Here is a 16,072-nt window from a genome sequence, read left to right as displayed (position 1 = left end):
GCGGCGAGGCCTCGTGGACCACCACGCGGCGCCCGCCGCGCGAAAGGCGCAGCGCGGCCGCGAGGCCCGCCAGCCCGGCGCCGACGACGTGGACGGTGCGGCTCATGGCGCGGGGCTGCAGCGAACCGCAGTCCGGTCGGGACTGCGGTTCGCCGAAGCTCGTTGTCTCCAGCGCGGATTCACGCCGCCGGGCGTGCCCGCCCGCCGACGATCCGCTCCCGTTCCGCTGCGTCACGGAATTTCCTCCGGGCCGTGGCGCCGGGCCATCGTCGGCGTGTCCTCGCGGCGGCCGGGCGAAGCCGGCGCCGGCCATGGTCCCCGCGCCCTTCGCATCACATCGCATGCACGCGTTGCTTGAAAAGAATCGGAGACTCGCGCCTCGGGCGAAGCCGGGCCGATTGCGCTACGCTGCATTGCAATATAACTTGCCATGGGCCGATGATGACGTGCCCCGGTCGTGGGAGACGCTTCATGGGCCAGGAGCCTCCGCCAGGGTCGACGGACAGCGAGTTCCAGCCGCCGCTGCGTGCCCAGCGCCCCCCGTTCAAGCCCGAGGAAGGAGCCGGCGGCACGGCCGACTGGATTGCCGTGGCCGTCGCGGTGCTGGTGTTCTGCAGCCTGATCGGCGTGCTCTACCTGCTGCTGAGCTAGGCGTCGCCGTCCGGAGCCGCCGGGACACGGCGCGGCGGCGCGGCGCCATCCCGTCGCCGGCCGCGCCCAGGGGGGCGGCTACGGCCGGAGGGGCACCGCGGGGATCGCCGCCGTGGGAATCGCCGGGGGGCCGGCCGGGCGGGACGTCGTCGGGAGGACCTGTGCGGCTCGGCGCGGGTGCGGGCCGGTGTCAGCCGGCGGTTTCCGGCGCGGTCGCCGGCTCCGGCACGGCGAGCTGCTCGGGCAGCATGCGCCAGACGCCGCCGGACAGGATCTCGGACGGTCGGAAGCGCGCCTTGTAGGACATCTTGCGGCTCTCCGGCACCCAGTAGCCGAGATAGACGTAGGGGAGCCCCAGCGCCCGGGCCCGCGCGACCAGCCAGAGGATCATGAAGGTGCCGAGCGAACGCCGCCCGAGGTCCGGCTCGAAGAAGCTGTACACCGCGGAGAGCCCGTCGCTCAGCCAGTCGGTGAGGCAGGCGGCCAGCAGCCGGTCCTCGCCATCGCGGAATTCCACGATGCCGGTGGTGATCGGCGTGTCCTCCACCATGGCGCGGTACTCGTAGAAGCCCATCGCCGCCATGTCGCCGTCCTGGTGGCGGTCGCCCTGGTAGCGCTGGAACAGGGCGAACTGCTCGGCCGTGGCACGGGCCGGCACCTCCTGCCCGTGGATGTCCTCGTTGGCGCGGCGGACGCGGCGCTGGGTGCGGTCCGGCTCGAAGGCGCCGGCGACGATGCGGATCGGGATGCAGGCCTGGCAGCCGGGGCAGACCGGCGAGTAGGCGATGTTGTGCGAGCGGCGGAAGCCGGCGCGGGAGAGGCGGTCGTGCAGGGCCTCAGCATCCGGGCCCGTCAGCTCGGTGACGATCTTCCGCTCCGACCGTCCTGCGAGGTAGGGGCAGGGCAGCGGCGCGGTCGTGTAGAAGAACTGCGGGCGGCGGTTGGGGCGGTGCAGCATGCGGCCCCGCAATCTCGGCTGCGGCGCGCCGCGAATCAACCGTTACATCGCGTTGCCGCATTTTTCCGGCCGGCGCCGGGCGGCGCGCATGCGGCGCGGACCCGGCCGGGCTCGGGGCAGCAGCCGGAACGCCGTCCCGCCGCCGCCCGGGGTGAGCATCGCGCCGTCGCGCCATCGCGCGAGCAGGTCCCCCCAGTGCGGCGAGAGCGGGTGGCCGGACTGGCCCGTGGCGATGACGAGCAGGGCGGCGTCCGGCCGCGCGAGGTCGAACACCGCCCGCAGCCCGGCGCCATGCACGTGGCGGAACGGCGCCGGCGGCAGCCCGGTCATGGCGCCGCGGTTCACCGTCTCGCCGTCGCCCCCGGTGACCGCCGAGAGGCTGGTCCAGCGGCCGAGGAGCGGCACGAAGCGCAGCACGGGGTGCTCGAACCGCGCGACGTGCACCGCGCCCCAGCGCCACGTCGCCGGGTCCTGGCCGTGCGCTTCCTGCAGCGCGCCCACCGTCTCCTCCAGCACCGCGGCGGCGAGCGCGGCGCAGCCGGCGTCGCCGCACCAGCGCGCCCCCGCCGCCGCGTCGGTCAGCACGAGGCGGAGGAATTCCGGTCCCGCCAGCCCGCCGCCGGCGGTGCCTTCCGGCAGGCCGGCGCCGCGCAGCAGGGCGCGTATCATGGCCCGCCACCAGGCGTTGAAGATCAGCGGCTGCGGCCGGTCCGGATCGGCGGCGCCGTCCCAGGCCAGCAGCAGGTCGCGCGCGGCGCCGGCGGCTCCCGCCGGGCGCGGCGCGGCGCGCAGCACCGGCTGCAGGTCGCGTGCCAGCAGCGAGACGGAATCCATCTGCATCGCGGCGAAGCCCGCCGCGTCGTGCCGGGGCCGCGCCGCGAGCAGCGCGCCGATGCGGCGGAAGCGCCAGTCGCCGAACCAGTCGCGGCCGAGGAAGGCCGCCGCGTCGGGCGGCGCCACGCGGTTGTTGGCGTTGGCCAGCATGCCCTCCCCGGGATCCTCGACATGCGGCAGCGAGTCGAAGGGTACCCAGCCGAGCCAGTCGCCGCCGCCGTCCCAGCCGGGCACCGGCAGGCTGCCGTCGCCGCCGCGGCGCAGCGGCACCCGGCCGGTGAGGTAGAGGGCGATCCGCCCGGCGGAGTCGGCCACCATCAGGTTCTGCGGCGGGCTGGCGATCAGCGACGCCGCCGCGCGCGCCTCGGCCACCGAGCCCGCGCGGTTGAGCGCGTGCAGCCCCGCCGCCGCGCTGTCGGGCGAGGCGAGGTTGGCCATGGCGACGGCCAGCACCGTTCCGCCCGATCCGCCTTCCCCCTGCCCCCCGCCGGGCGCGGCGGCGTCGAGGTCCGAGAGCACCGGGCCGTGCCGCGTCTCGCGCACGCGCAGCGTCTCGTCGGGGCCGCCGCGGACATGGATCACCTCCTCGCGCACCGCGAAGGGGCGCGGCCCTTCGGGCGTGTCGTAGTGGTCGGGGCGGCCGGCGGTGACGCGCTCGACGAACACGTCCTGGGTGTCGGAGCCGGTGATGGTGAAGCCCCAGGCGACGCGGCGGTTGCGGCCGATCACCACGAAGGGCACGCCGGGGCTGGTGGCGCCCTGGAGCGTCTCGCCGGGCAGCTCGATCCGCGCGAGGTACCACAGGATCGGCGCGCCGAAGCCGAGATGCGGGTCGGCGGCGAGCAGCGGGGCGCCGCCCGCCGCGCGCCGGCCCGAGACGGCCCAGGCATTGCTCGCCGAATCCGGCAGCGGCGCATCCGCCGGGAAGCGTGGCAGCGCGGCGAGCAGCCTGGCCGCCGCGGCCGGGTCCGGCAGCGGGGTGGGAACAGGCCCGGCGGCCGGGGCGGCGAGGCCGGCCAGGGTGGAAGCGCCCGCCCCGGGCGGCGGGCCGGCGGCGTGCCGGTCCGGCCGGCCGGCGGTGCGGTCCTCGGGCCAGAGGTCGGCGAGGCGCGCGGGGGGCAGCAGCGCGGCGAGGCGGCCGCGCTCCAGGTCGACCCGCCAGTGGCCGGACAGCCACAGGCCCATCACCTTGCCCCAGAGCAGGCTGTCGGCGGGCCGCCACGGCGCCGGCGCGCCGAGCGCCAGGAATTCCGGCGCGGCGAAGCGGCCGCGTGCCGCGATCCAGGCGTTCACCCCCGCGGCATAGGCCTCCAGCAGCGCGCGCGTCTCCGCCGGCAGGGCGGCCAGGTCCGCCTCGGCGCGCCGCGCGAGGCCGAGGGTGCGGGTGAAGCGGTCGCCGCGCAGCGCCGCCGGCCCGACCATCTCCGCGAGCCGGCCGGCGGCGCCGCGGCGCATCGTCTCCATCTCGAACAGACGGTCGCGCGCGTGCAGCCAGCCCATCGCCAGCGCCGCGTCCCGCGCCGAGGCGGCGCGCACCGTCGGGATGCCGGCCTCGTCGAGCGCGATCTCCACCGGCGCGCCGAGGCCGGGCAGGGCCAGGCTCCCGCGGCCGGCCGGCAGGGTCCACCACAGCAGCCCCGCGGCGGCGAGCGGGACCAGCAGCAGGAGCGCGGCGGCGCCGGCCAGGATTCGCCGCAGCAGGCGGAAGGGCTTTCGCATGGGCGCCAGCATGCCGGCGCGCCGTGCCGGCGGAAAAGGCGGTCTCGTTTCCGTGACAATTGGGCTAGTCTGACACCAGGGCAGGGGCGCCACCGTCGGTGGGCCGGCAGGAAAAACGGGAGTCGGGGTGGCGGAGCGGCCACGCAGTACGCCAGGGTCGGAGCCACGGCAGCCGGACGTGGAGCGGGCGACGCGCCGCGTCATGCTGGCGGGCGGCGCGGCGATCGTCGTGATCGTGGCGCTGACGCTGGTCGCGGTGGCGCATGTGCACACGCGCGACCTCAAGGCGGCGCAGCACGACCTCCTGGCCCTCGGCGCCGTGCTCGCCGAGCAGGCGGAGCGTTCCGTCCAGGGCATCGACCTCGTGGTCAACGCCGTCGCCGACGAATTGCTGCGCGGCGGCATCGCGACGCCGCAGGAGCTGGAGCGGCGCGCCGTCGGCGCCGAGCAGCACGAGCGGCTCACCGCCCGCATCGCCGGCATCCCGCAGCTCGACGTGCTGTCGATCGTCTCGGCCGACGGCCGGCTGCTGAACTTCTCCCGCTACTTCCCCATCCCGCCGATCAGCCTCGCCGACCGGGACTACTACCACGCCCTGCGGGACGCGCCCGGGCCGGCCGTCTTCCTCAGCCGGCCGGTGAGCAACCGGGGGGATGGCACGCCGACCATCTATCTCGCCCGGCGCCTGGGCGGCGCCGACGACCGGTTCCTGGGAATCGCCCTGGCGGGCCTGGAGCTGGACTACTTCCAGAGCTTCTACGCCAACCTCGATCTCGGCTCGGGCAGCGTCATCGCCCTGTACCGCACCGACGGGCAGCTCCTGGTGCGCCACCCGCCGCTGTCCAGCGCCGCCTCGCCCGACCCGGCCCTGTACCGGGGGCTCGAGCCCGGCGAGCGGCGGCTCGGCGAGGTGGTCGAAGGGTCGGGCCGGGAGCGCATGCTGGCGGTCTCCGCCCGGCTGACGGGCGAGCCGATGGTGCTCTGCGTCATGCGCCCGCTCGATGCCGTGCTCTCGGACTGGCGGGTGGATTCCGGCCGGCTCGGCGTGGCCGCCCTGCTCTGCGCGGCGGCGGTGGCGACGCTGATGCTGCTGATGGTGCGGCGGATGCGCGCCTACGCGGCCGTGAACCAGGCGCTGGCGGCGCGCGAGGCGGCGGAGCGCAGCCTGCGCCAGGCCGAGGCGCGGCTGCTGCAGTCGCAGAAGATGGAGGCGCTCGGCCAGCTCGCCGGCGGCGTGGCGCACGACTTCAACAACGTGCTGCAGGCCGTGGGCGGCGGCGCCCGCCTGATCGCCCGCCGCCCCGAGGATACCGAGGCGGTGCGGCGGCTGGCGGCGATGGTGGCCGAGGCGGCCGAGCGCGGTGCCTCCGTGGTGCGTCGCCTGCTCGCCTTCGCCCGGCGCGACGCGCTGCGGGCGACGCCGATCCGGCCCGACGCGCTGCTGACCGGGCTGCGCGAGGTGCTGGCGCACACGCTCGGGGCCGCGGTCACGGTGCGGGTCGAGGCCCCTGCCGACCTGCCGCTGCTGCTGGCCGACAAGGGCCAGCTGGAGACGGCGCTCGTGAACCTCGCCACCAACGCGCGGGACGCGATGGCGCCGGGCGGCGGGACCCTGACCATGGCCGCCAGGGCCGAGACGCTGGCGGCCGGCAACGACGCCGCGATCGCGCCCGGCACGTATATCCGCCTGGACCTGACCGATACCGGCGCCGGCATGGACGCCGAGACTCTGGCGCGCGCGACCGAGCCCTTCTTCACCACCAAGCCCTCCGGCCGTGGCACGGGGCTCGGCCTCGCCATGGCGCGCGGCTTCGCCGAGCAGTCCGGCGGCGGCTTCGCGATCCGCAGCCGGGTCGGCGCCGGCACGACGGTGACGCTGTGGCTGCCGCTGGCCCCGGCGAAGGCGGTGGCCGGCGACGCGGAGGCGGCGGCCGCGTCGCCCGACGGGGCCCCCCACGTGCTGCTGGTGGAGGACGAGGCGCTGGTGCGCACCACCCTGGCGGCCGAGCTGGCCAGCCGCGGGTGGCGGATCTCGGCCGCCGAGAGCGGGCGCGCGGCGCTCGACCGGCTCGATGCCGGCGCGCCCTGCGACCTGCTGGTCACCGACCTCGCCATGCCCGGCATGGATGGCTGGGCGGTGATCCGGGCGGCGCGGCGGTCCCGCCCGGGCCTGCCCGCGCTGCTGCTGACCGGCTATCTCGGCGGAGGCCCGGAAGGGGCGGCGGAGCAGGCCGGGCCGGGGCCGCTCGGCTACCTGGGCAAGCCGGCGAAGCCGGACGAGCTGATCCGGCAGGGCGACGTGCTGATCGCCGCGGCCGCCGCGGCGCGCCGTGTCCCGGAGGTGGGATGACCGCGGCGGGAGGGCGACCGGACGCCGCGGCACCGGCCGTCCGGCGGCGGCCGGGGAAGCGGCCAGGGAGACGGCCGGCGCGGGCCGATCTTGCGATGGACAGGGGGCCGGCGGGATGACAGTGTCCGGCCGCAACGACAACCCGGGAATGGAAACGTGCCGGCGCGGCGCCCTGCCCACCGTGCCGGTGTTGCGTGTCGGGCACGAGATCCTGGAGTTGCGACCATGGCCGATCCGAAGTCACCCATCGCGCCGACTCTCTACTTCGTCTGGGGCGGCGTTTTCGTGGATCGGGAGTTCCACACGCTCGAGGCGGGAACGGAGGAGTGCTACGGCCCCTTCCACGATGCCGACACGGCGGAGCGCACCTGGAAGGAGAAGGCTCGCCGCAACATCGACATCGCCCAGCACCGGCTGTTCGTGATCAGCGCGCCGCAGCCCGGCTGGTAGCCGGGGCGCCGCCCCGCGGCGCGCGGGCCCGACGAATCGCCGCCGGGGCCACGGCACCGTGCGTCCGGCGCCGGGAATCGGCGCCCGGAATCCGCGTCCGGAATCCGCCGGATCCTGAACCGGCGACGTTGCCGAAGGCGATATCCGGTTGGAATGGCCGGGGGATTGTCTTTAGAACCTCCCGCATGCCGCGCCGCACCAGACCCGCCGACCCCGACTCTGCCGCCCTCCGGTCCGTCGCTCCCGAACCTGCCGCCCCCGGATCTGTCGCGCCCAGATCTGTCACGCCCAGATCTGTCACGCCCAGACCTGTCACGCCCAGACCTGTCGCCTCCAGGTTCGCCACGTCCGGGCTCGCCGCCCTGGGATTCGCCACCCTGCTTCCCTTCGTGGCGGCCGCACCGGCGGCGGCCGGCCCGGTGGTGGTGTTCGGCGACAGCCTCGCCGTCGGCGTCGCCGGCCGGCTGCGCCGGGCGGGATACCCGGTGGTGGATCTCGGCCGGGTCGGCTGGGGACTGAACCGCAGCGACTGGCTGCAGCGAATCGACCGCCTGCGCGACGCCGCCGCGGGGGCGGACGCGGTGGTGATCTTCATCGGCACCAACGACCAGGCGATGGAGGAGGGGCTGTACGCCTCCCGCCTCGCGACCATGCGTGCCGCGGTCCCCGCCGGCACGCCGGTGGTCTGGCTGGGCCAGCCGAATTTCTGCCGCGCCGACCTCGTCGCGGGGGCGCCGCCGATCGACGCCGCCCTGCGCCGCACCGCCGCCCGCTTCGGCGACACCATGCTCCGCCCGGTCGGCGGCTGCGGCGATGGCAGCCACGCGCCGGACGGAGTCCACTACACCCTCGCCGGCTACAGCGACGTCGCCGATCAGGTGGCGGCGGCGCTGCCGGGGGATGCCGGGCCGGGGAACGCGGGCGGCACGCGCTACGCCTACGCCTACGGACCGGCCTCGTTCGACCCGCCGCTGCTGCTGTCCCGGCAGGCCGGCGCGTCGTCGCGCCAGCGCCAGGCCGAATTCGCGCCCGTCGCGCCGGTGCCGGCGCGACGCGGCGCGCGCGAGGAGCCGGCGCGCGACCGTCAGCACCTGATGGCGGCGGGCGCGCGCTACGAGATGCTGCTGCGCCAGCAGGGCGCGCTGCGCCTCGCCACGACGCAGTTCCCGGCGCGCCGGCAACTGGTCCTGGCCTCGCCCACCATGCTGCTCTCGTCGACCCTGCCGCCGCATCCGCTGGCCGTGCCGCCGCCGCGCCCCGCTTCTGCCCGGGCCGCGGACAGGCAGGGCCCGCGCGCCGAGCGGCCGACGCGCGCCGGCCGCCAGACGGTCGCCGTGGCCGCCACCTCGTCCCGCCCCCAGGGTTCGGCGACCCGGCACCGGCGCTGATACCCGCGGGCTCGTTCGCCGCCCCTTGCGGGCGCCCCCTGCGGGGGCTTCATCCCGGCGGCTCCCGCGACGGGGGCAGGCCGCCCCCGGGGCTCCCATCGCGGGGCGGGTGGCACCGCCGCCCGCCGGGCGGCCGTGGCGCCACCGCCGGTCGTCAGACCGGCACGCAGTAGAGCTGGGCGTGTTCGAGGCTCGTCAGGCGGGCCGGGTCGGGGCTGGCGCCGATATCCACCGCCGTCTGGAAGTCGTCCAGCCACATCGAGTAGCCGAACCGCGCCAGCAGCTCCAGGATCGCGGTCACGGTGGCGAGCCTGTCCTCGTACAGGAACAGGTGCAGTTCCAGCATCAGGTAGGGGCGCATGCCGAGGATTCGCGTCGCCCCCCGCAGCGCCGGCAGGTCGTGCCCCTCGACGTCCATCTTGAGGAAGTCGACCTTCAGGCCGGGGTCGATGTCGTCGTCCAGGCGGACGATCCGGACCTTGCCGGCCGCGGCGAGGTCCGCCCGCTCGCCGAGCACCATGACGTTGCCGCGGTTCTCGAAGAAGGGCAGCTCGGCGGGCGCGTCGCCGACCCCGCAGGCATGGACGACGACGTTGGCGCAGCCGTTCAGCGCGGCGTTGCGGGCGATCACCTCGGCATTGGCCGGGGAGGGATCCCAGGCATGCACCACGCCGGTCGGGCCGGTCGCCAGCGCGAACAGCGTCGTCATCAGCCCGTGATGGGCGCCGCAGTCCAGCACCGTGAAGCCGGGACGGATGGTGTCGATGCACCACTGCCGCTCCCGCATCCACTGGTCCGGGCTGCTGTCGTACCAGTCCTTCGCCACCGGGTCGGTGATGAGCATGTCGAACCGGTAGGGTCCGATGCGGCGATCCCGCGCGATGTACGGGACGAAGCCTTCGGTCATGGCGATTCCTGTGGCACCCCTGTCTCCCGGGCCGGCCGACCCCGCCTCGCCGCGCCGGCCGGTCCGCGGGGCAGGGTCCGCGGCACAGGTCGGGGAGGCGAGGGGCTCGCCGCCCCCGGTCCGTTCGCCGCGCGTCCGTCACGCCGGCGATCGCATGACGCTGTGTAAGGGGCGGTCGACCACTTGTCACGACGCCGGGCGGGTGCGGGGCGGCGCGGGTCCGGCCCCGGGCAGGCCGGGAGGAACCGCCCGGCGCCCGTGGCGCCGGCGCCGGACGCGGCCTGGATGGCCGGCCCGTCCCCGGCCCGTTCTCAGCCCATGTTCACCATGATCGTCTTCTTGTGCGTGAAGTGCTCCAGCATCGCCTCCAGCGAGGCCTCCTTGCCGAGCCCCGAGGACTTCACGCCGCCATAGGACAGGTTGGCCTGCACCACGAGGTTCTGGTTGATCTGCACCAGCCCCGCCTCCAGCCGGTGCGCGAGATCGAGCCCGACCTTGAGGTTGTTGGTCCAGAGCGAGGCGGCGAGGCCGTACTCGCTGTCGTTGGCGGCTTCCAGCACGGCCTCGGGATCGTCGAACGGGAAGACCACCGTTACCGGGCCGAAGATCTCCTGCTGGACGAGGCGGGAATCGTTGTCGAGGCCGGTGAAGATCACGGGCTGCAGGAACAGGCCCTTCCGCAGCGCCGGGTCCTTCGGCATGGCCGAGCAGACCAGCGCGCTGGCGCCGGGCGTCGCCTTGCCCTCCTCGATGAAGCCCTTCACCTTCTCGAACTGGCCTTCCGAGATGATGGTGCCGATGTCGGTCTTCTCGTCGAGCGGGTCGCCCATCACCATGGCGTTCACCCTGTCCGCCATCGCCTTGACGAACTTCTCGAAGATCGGCCGCTCGACGCAGATTCGGCTCGCCGCGGTGCAGCTCTGGCCCTGGCGGGTGAAGCGCATCGAGGTCAGCGCGCCGGCCACGGTCTTGTCGAAGTCGCAGTCCGCGAAGACGATCATCGGCGACTTGCCGCCGAGCTCCAGCGTCACCGGGATCAGCTTCTCGGCCGCCGTCCGGTACACGATCTTGCCGGTCTCGACAGAGCCGGTGAAGGTCACCTTGCGCACCTTGGGGTGCGCCACCAGCGGCGCGCCGCATTCCGGACCGAAGCCGCTGACCATGTTGAACAGGCCCGGCGGCAGCACGCGGTTCATCAGCTCGCAGATGCGCAGCACGGCGAGCGGCGCCTCCTCGGCCGACTTCACCACCACCGCGTTGCCGGCCACCAGCGCGGGCGCGATCTTCAGCGCCATCAGCAGCATCGGCACGTTCCACGGGATGATCGCGCCGACCACGCCGAGCGGCTCGCGCACCGTGACGCTCAGCACGTCCGGCGCGAAGGGCACGCTCTCGCCCTTCAGCTCGCTGCCGAGGCCGCCGAAGAATTCCAGGATGTCGGCGACGGTGTTGGCCTCGACGCGGCTCTCCGTGCGCAGCGCCTTGCCGGTCTCCAGCGCGATCAGCCGGCCCAGCTCCTCGACGTGGTCGCGGATCACGGCGGCGCACTTGTGCACCAGCGCGCCGCGCTTGCGCGCCGGCACCCGGGCCCATGCCTTCTGCGCCTTCGCGGCATCCTCGACGGCGGCGTCCACGTCGGCCGCGTCGCCCTCGGCCGCCTGCGCCACCTCGGCGCCGGTGGCGGGGTTGACCACGGCGAAGCTCTTGCCGGAGCGCGCGGGGACGTAGCGGCCGCCGATGAAATGCGCGCCGGAGAGCGCCTTGGCCAGCACGAAGGGATCGAGCTCCGGCGCCTCGGGCGTGGGATGGGGGCGGTCGAGCATGGACGCGGTCTCCACGGGTTGGCCCGGCTGTCCCGGCCTCGCGGGCTTGGCCCGGCTGGCGCGGCGAGGGGCGCGGAGAGGTATGGTCCCCGGGGTCCGGGCGGGCAAGGGGGCGCGGCCGCCAGGGAAGGGCGTGGGATGGGGAGTGGGGAAGGGGCCGGGGGGCGGCGAGTCCGGGCGGAAACCGCTGGCCCGGTGCCTGGCCGACGGCGTACCGCGCCCCCGCGCATGCGGCCGCCGTGACTGGCCGGATCGCCCCGGCGGGGCCTACCGGGGGCGCGGCCCGGCGCCCGGCGGGGGCTTCCCGGCGGCCTCGGCCCGGCGCCATAAAAACACAACTATTCCAGCGGCTTGCAACGCGCTGAAATGTCCGGCAATCTCACGTGAGCCCGGCGTGGCGGCTTGCCGCCCGCAGGCAGTTGAGAAAGGCCGGACATGTCGATCACCATTGGCGCACGGACCTGGCTCGAACGGCTCTGGTCCGGCATCGCCGATCGCGGCGAGCGCTATGCCTCGGTCCCCGCCGCTTCCACCCCGCCGCTCCAGCGCGCCCAGATGCTCGCCTCCGCCCTGCTTTCCGAGCGCGGCGAGGCCTCGGGCGCGGCCGTGGCGCGCGAGCTTCTCTCGGTGGTGCGCGACCTCGCGCCGGCGGACGCCTCGGCCTTCCGGCTCTTCCTGGCCGGCAATTTCGCGCCCGACCCGGAGGCGCTGCGCCACGCCGCCGAGGCCTATCTGCAGGACCCGAGCCCGGAGCGGGCCCTGACGGTCTTCGAGGAGGCGGAGCCGCCGCGGCAGGAGCTGCTGCGGCGCATGAACATGGCGCCCGGCGGCACCGCCGCGCTGGTGCGGATGCGCCGCGACCTGCTGGAGGAGCTGAACGCGGAGCCGGCCCTGCGCACGCTGGACGGTGACCTGCGCCACCTCTTCACCTCCTGGTTCAACCGCGGCTTCCTGGAGCTGCGTCGGATCGACTGGGACACGCCGGCCGCCATCCTGGAGAAGCTGATCGCCTACGAGGCGGTGCACGAGATCCAGGGCTGGGACGACCTGCGCCGCCGCCTCGCGCCCGACCGGCGCTGCTTCGGCTTCTTCCACCGCGCCCTGCCGGGCGAGCCGCTGATCTTCGTCGAGGTGGCGCTGGTGAAGGGGCTGGCCGAGGCGGTGCAGCCGCTGCTCGCCCTGCCGGAGGAGCGCGACCCGGCACCGGTGCCGGGGTTCGACACCGCGATCTTCTACTCGATCTCCAACTGCCAGGAGGGCCTGCGCGGCGTCTCCTTCGGCAACTTCCTCATCAAGCAGGTGGTGGAGGAGCTGAAGTCGGAGCTGCCGCAGCTCACCACCTTCTCCACCCTCTCGCCCGTGCCGGGCTTCCGCCGCTGGCTGGGCAAGGCGCTGGAGCAGGAGACGGCCGCCGGCGCCGTGACCCTGCTGCGCCCGGCCGAGATCGAGGCGCTGGCCGCGCTGGCCCCGGACGCCCCGGCGGACCGGCCGGCGGCGCTGGTGGAGGCGGTGACGAAGGGACAGTGGTGGACCGAGGAGGCGAAGGCGGAGGCGCTGCGCGGGCCGCTGCTGCGCCTCTGCGCCCAGTACCTGACCCGCCCGAACGGGCGCGACGCGCGGATCGACCCGGTGGCGCGCTTCCACCTCGGCAACGGCGCCCGGCTGGAGCGGGTGAACTGGCCGGGCAACACCTCGGCGCGCGGGATGAAGGAATCCTACGGGGTGATGGTGAACTACCTCTACGACCCCGAGAGCATCGAGGCGAACCACGAGGCCTTCGTGCATTCCGGCGCCATCGTCCGCTCGCCGGCGGTGGACGGCATGCTGGCCCTGCCGCGCCTCGCCGGGGTGGAGCCGGCGAAACCCGCGCGCGGCATGCTGCCGCGCCTGCGCGGCGGGTCGGGCGAGGCCCGCAAGGCGGGCTGAACCGGCGACCGGCCCGGAGCGTCCGTCCCGACGGACCCGGCGCCGCTCCCGCCCCGGCCGGCACTGCCGGCGCCGGGCGACGCCGCGGCGCACGGCACGGTCCGCGGCGGATTTCCGGCCGGCGGGCGCGCCCGCCGCGTCAGGGCGCCGCGGCGTTCCTCGCCGGCAGCGGCGCCCGCCCCTGCATGAGCTTCGCCGCCTTCCTTCCCATCGCCCGCCCGGGATTCTCGAGCGCGACATAGGTCAGGCAGGAAAGCGCGTAGCTCAGCACGATCACGACTGGCAACGCGATCGCGAATCTCAGCCCGGCCGACATCGTCGTCCCGTACTGGCTGATCAGCAGCGCCGCGACCGGGTGCATGAAAAGCAGGTGGTTGAGATAGACGCCGAAGGACATCTCGCCGAGCCAGTGGAAGGCCGGCCTGCCCAGTAGCGCCGACACCTTCCCGACCACCGGGAAGCCCTGCATGTGGATGAGCGCGAAGAAGGCCACCGCGATCAGCACGCGCACGAGGCGGTGCCGGAGGCCGGCATCGCCGCCGATCGGCAGCGAGGCGAGCAGGGCGATGACCGCCAGGAACGCGACGAGCCTGCCGGCCGCGCCCACGGGCGCGGCGGCGATCAGCATGCCGCAGAGGAAGAGGTGCATCTTCAGGGGCAGGAAGCTCGGCATCGGGAAGACGATGGCGGAGGCGGCGAGAAGCATCGCCACGGCCAGGGCGCAGCCCGCGATCATCGGGGCGGCCGCCAGCCAGCCGAAGCGGCCAGCCAGCAGGATCAGGAGGGGGAAGACGGCGTAGAACTGCATCTCCAGGCCGATGCTCCAGTCCGGCAGCGGCGTCCGGAAGGCGTAGTCCGGGAACAGGCCGAACAGGAAGGAGACATGCATGAAGACATTCCAGGGGCTGCTGTCCAGATAGCGTTCCGGCGCCTGTCCCGGCAGTTCCAGGAAACTGTCGATGATCATCCTGTTCTCGAAGATCGGCCCGCCGAGCAGCAGCGCCAGCAGCAGCATCAGGTAGTAAAGCGGGGCGATGCGGAAAAATCGGCGCGTCCAGAAGACCGTCCATGTCCGTGGCCGGTTCCAGTCCTCGAAACGCCGTCGCGACAGGTACTGGAATACCATCAGGTAGCCGGAAAGCATGATGAAGAGGTCGACGCCGAAATCAGGTCGATCCAGGACGGGAAAACGCGCGCCGGTCAGTATCAGGCAATGCCCGACGAGCACCCAGATCGCCGCCAGGCCTCGAACCCCATCCAGGCATCCAATGCGCTGCATGGTGGCTTCCATTGAAACGAGGGACAGGACGGGACGGACTCATTCGTCCACGTTTCCTAAGGTTGATGTCACGGAATACTTTCTATTTGAACGGGAAAAATTAGATCGTTATACACAAACAATTAATATATTGAGAAATCCGCGCTCGCCGTCCCGCATTTTCGGATCGGGCCGATGCCGCCGGGGAGCAGCGGGAAGGCGCCGTCGACGGCCATGGGGCGCCTCTTTCCGAGGTCGAGCCGATGCCCTAAAGCGGGCCTTGCCCGCACAGGCGTGCGGAAGTTACGCCAAGTGCCTGTTCCCAAGAATTTTCCGCATCGCCGGACGCGTATGGCTGGCGGCGAATCCACGGCACGGCCGCCGCACCGTCGCCGGCGGTGCCTTGTCCAACCGGGGAAGCATCCATGTCGCCTGCCGTGCTGGCCATACTCGGCCTCGTCCTGATGTTCGCCCTCGGCACCGCGCTGCCGATCAACATGGGGGCGCTGGCCTTCGCCCTGGCCTTCCTGATCGGCACCTTCTCGGTCGGCATGTCGGCCAACCAGATCCTGGCGGGCTTCCCCGGCGACCTGTTCGTCACCCTGGTCGGCATCACCTACCTCTTCGCCATCGCGCAGCGGAACGGCACCATCGACCTGCTGGTCCATTGGGCGGTGCGGGGCGTCGGCGGTCGCATCGCGCTGATCCCCTGGGTGATGTTCCTGGCCGCGGCCGCGCTGACCGCGATCGGCGCGGTGAGCCCGGCCGCCGTCGCCTTCATCGCCCCGATCGCGCTGCGCTTCGCCCGCGCCTACCGGATCGACCCGCTGATGATGGGCCTGCTGGTGGTGCACGGCGCGCAGGGCGGCGGCTTCTCGCCGATCAGCATCTATGGCGGCATCACCAACCAGGTGGTGGCGCGCGCCGGGCTGCCGGGCGACGAGATCGCGCTGTTCCTGGCCAGCCTGTTCTTCAACCTCGCCGTGGCGGTGCTGGTCTTCGTGGTGCTCGGCGGGCTTCGCCTGCTGCGCAGCCCGGCGGCGGGCGAGCTCGCGCATGTCGAGGGCGGGCACCGCGCCTCGGTGGCGGTGAGCGGCCATGGCGGCACGCCGGCGGCGCCGCGCGGCGAGGACGCGGCGGTGCTGGAGGGGGATGTCACCACCCCGGCGCGCGTGAGCGGCGAGCAGGCGGCGACGCTGGTCGGGCTCGGCGTGCTCGCCATCGGCTCGCTCGCCTTCAACCTCAATGTCGGGCTGGTGGCGATCACCGTGGCGGTGGGCCTCGCCCTGGTCGCGCCGAACAGCCAGAAGGGCGCGATCGACAAGGTGAGCTGGTCCACCGTGCTGCTGATCTCGGGCGTCATCACCTACGTCGCCGTGCTGCAGAAGTCGGGGGCGGTGGACATGGTGAGCAACGGCGTGATCGGGCTCGGCTCGGCGGCGCTGGCGGCGCTGCTGCTCTGCTACATCGGCGGCATCGTCTCGGCCTTCGCCTCCTCGGTCGGCGTGCTCGGCGCCACCATCCCGCTCGCCGTGCCGCTGATCCAGCAGGGCGAGGTGGGGGCGGTCGGCATGGTGGCGGCGCTGGCGATCTCGGCCACCATCGTCGATGTCAGCCCCTTCTCCACCAACGGCGCGCTGGTGCTGGCCAATGCCGAGGAAGGCGAGCGGGAGCGGCTGTTCCGGCGCTTCCTGGTCTACAGCGGCCTCGTCGTGGCGTTCGGGCCGCTGCTGGCCTGGCTGGTGCTGGTGCTGCCGGGCTGGCTGTAGAGCGGCCCGGCGGCGCGCCGCCGGGCCGCTCCGCCCGGC

General features: G+C 73.9%; 12 protein-coding genes. 6 read left to right on the top strand and 6 right to left on the bottom strand.

Features of this window, described 5'->3' with window-relative positions; all coding sequences use genetic code 11:
• The coding region (locus M0638_RS05725; RefSeq protein ID WP_248666005.1) for an FAD-binding protein at positions 1-106 on the bottom strand (106 nt) is incomplete at its 3' end.
• Between the two features lie 365 nt (positions 107-471).
• Between M0638_RS05725 and M0638_RS05720 the strand changes: the two genes are divergently transcribed.
• Entirely contained in the window at positions 472-651 is a 180-nt protein-coding gene (locus tag M0638_RS05720) for a hypothetical protein (protein ID WP_248665999.1), read from the top strand.
• 190 nt (positions 652-841) lie between these two features.
• On the opposite strand, the gene M0638_RS05715 is transcribed toward M0638_RS05720, so the two are convergent.
• Entirely contained in the window at positions 842-1,609 is a 768-nt protein-coding gene (locus M0638_RS05715; protein ID WP_248665998.1) for an arginyltransferase, read from the bottom strand.
• Between the two features lie 42 nt (positions 1,610-1,651).
• The gene (locus M0638_RS05710) at positions 1,652-4,162 is read right to left on the bottom strand and encodes a penicillin acylase family protein (RefSeq protein ID WP_248665997.1); all 2,511 of its coding nucleotides are present in this window, start codon (positions 4,160-4,162) and stop codon (positions 1,652-1,654) included.
• Between the two features lie 178 nt (positions 4,163-4,340).
• Here M0638_RS05710 and M0638_RS05705 point away from each other — a divergent pair, with 178 nt between their 5' ends.
• The 3 genes from M0638_RS05705 to M0638_RS05695 all read left to right on the top strand — a co-directional run bounded on the left by M0638_RS05705 (position 4,341) and on the right by M0638_RS05695 (position 8,350).
• Complete coding sequence (locus M0638_RS05705) at positions 4,341-6,512, top strand: ATP-binding protein (RefSeq protein WP_248665996.1); 2,172 nt, start codon at positions 4,341-4,343, stop codon at positions 6,510-6,512.
• Between the two features lie 225 nt (positions 6,513-6,737).
• On the top strand, positions 6,738-6,962 hold the full coding sequence (locus tag M0638_RS05700; RefSeq protein WP_248665995.1) for a DUF4170 domain-containing protein: 225 nt from the start codon (positions 6,738-6,740) through the stop codon (positions 6,960-6,962).
• Positions 6,963-7,351: 389 nt separating this feature from the next.
• Positions 7,352-8,350, top strand: coding sequence for a DUF459 domain-containing protein (locus M0638_RS05695; protein ID WP_248665994.1), 999 nt, complete (start codon positions 7,352-7,354; stop codon positions 8,348-8,350).
• Between the two features lie 154 nt (positions 8,351-8,504).
• Here M0638_RS05695 and M0638_RS05690 read toward each other — a convergent pair whose 3' ends face one another.
• Positions 8,505-9,257 (bottom strand): FkbM family methyltransferase, encoded by a 753-nt coding sequence (locus M0638_RS05690; protein WP_248665993.1) that lies wholly within the window; start codon positions 9,255-9,257, stop codon positions 8,505-8,507.
• Between the two features lie 311 nt (positions 9,258-9,568).
• Entirely contained in the window at positions 9,569-11,080 is a 1,512-nt protein-coding gene (locus M0638_RS05685) for an aldehyde dehydrogenase family protein (RefSeq protein WP_248665992.1), read from the bottom strand.
• 435 nt (positions 11,081-11,515) lie between these two features.
• Here M0638_RS05685 and M0638_RS05680 point away from each other — a divergent pair, with 435 nt between their 5' ends.
• Entirely contained in the window at positions 11,516-13,006 is a 1,491-nt protein-coding gene (locus tag M0638_RS05680) for a malonyl-CoA decarboxylase (RefSeq protein WP_248665991.1), read from the top strand.
• Between the two features lie 139 nt (positions 13,007-13,145).
• Here M0638_RS05680 and M0638_RS05675 read toward each other — a convergent pair whose 3' ends face one another.
• Positions 13,146-14,285: an acyltransferase family protein gene (locus M0638_RS05675; RefSeq protein WP_248665990.1), complete on the bottom strand. Its 1,140-nt coding sequence runs from the start codon at positions 14,283-14,285 to the stop codon at positions 13,146-13,148.
• Positions 14,286-14,689: 404 nt separating this feature from the next.
• On the opposite strand from M0638_RS05675, the gene M0638_RS05670 reads away from it, so the two are divergent.
• Positions 14,690-16,033, top strand: coding sequence for an SLC13 family permease (locus M0638_RS05670; protein WP_248665989.1), 1,344 nt, complete (start codon positions 14,690-14,692; stop codon positions 16,031-16,033).
• The last annotated feature ends 39 nt before the right edge of the window (positions 16,034-16,072 follow it).

This window comes from Roseomonas acroporae (assembly GCF_023223525.1).
In the GTDB taxonomy this organism is placed as follows: Bacteria; Pseudomonadota; Alphaproteobacteria; order Acetobacterales; family Acetobacteraceae; genus Roseomonas_E; species Roseomonas_E acroporae.
This window is presented reverse-complemented; position numbering and strand designations above follow the sequence as displayed.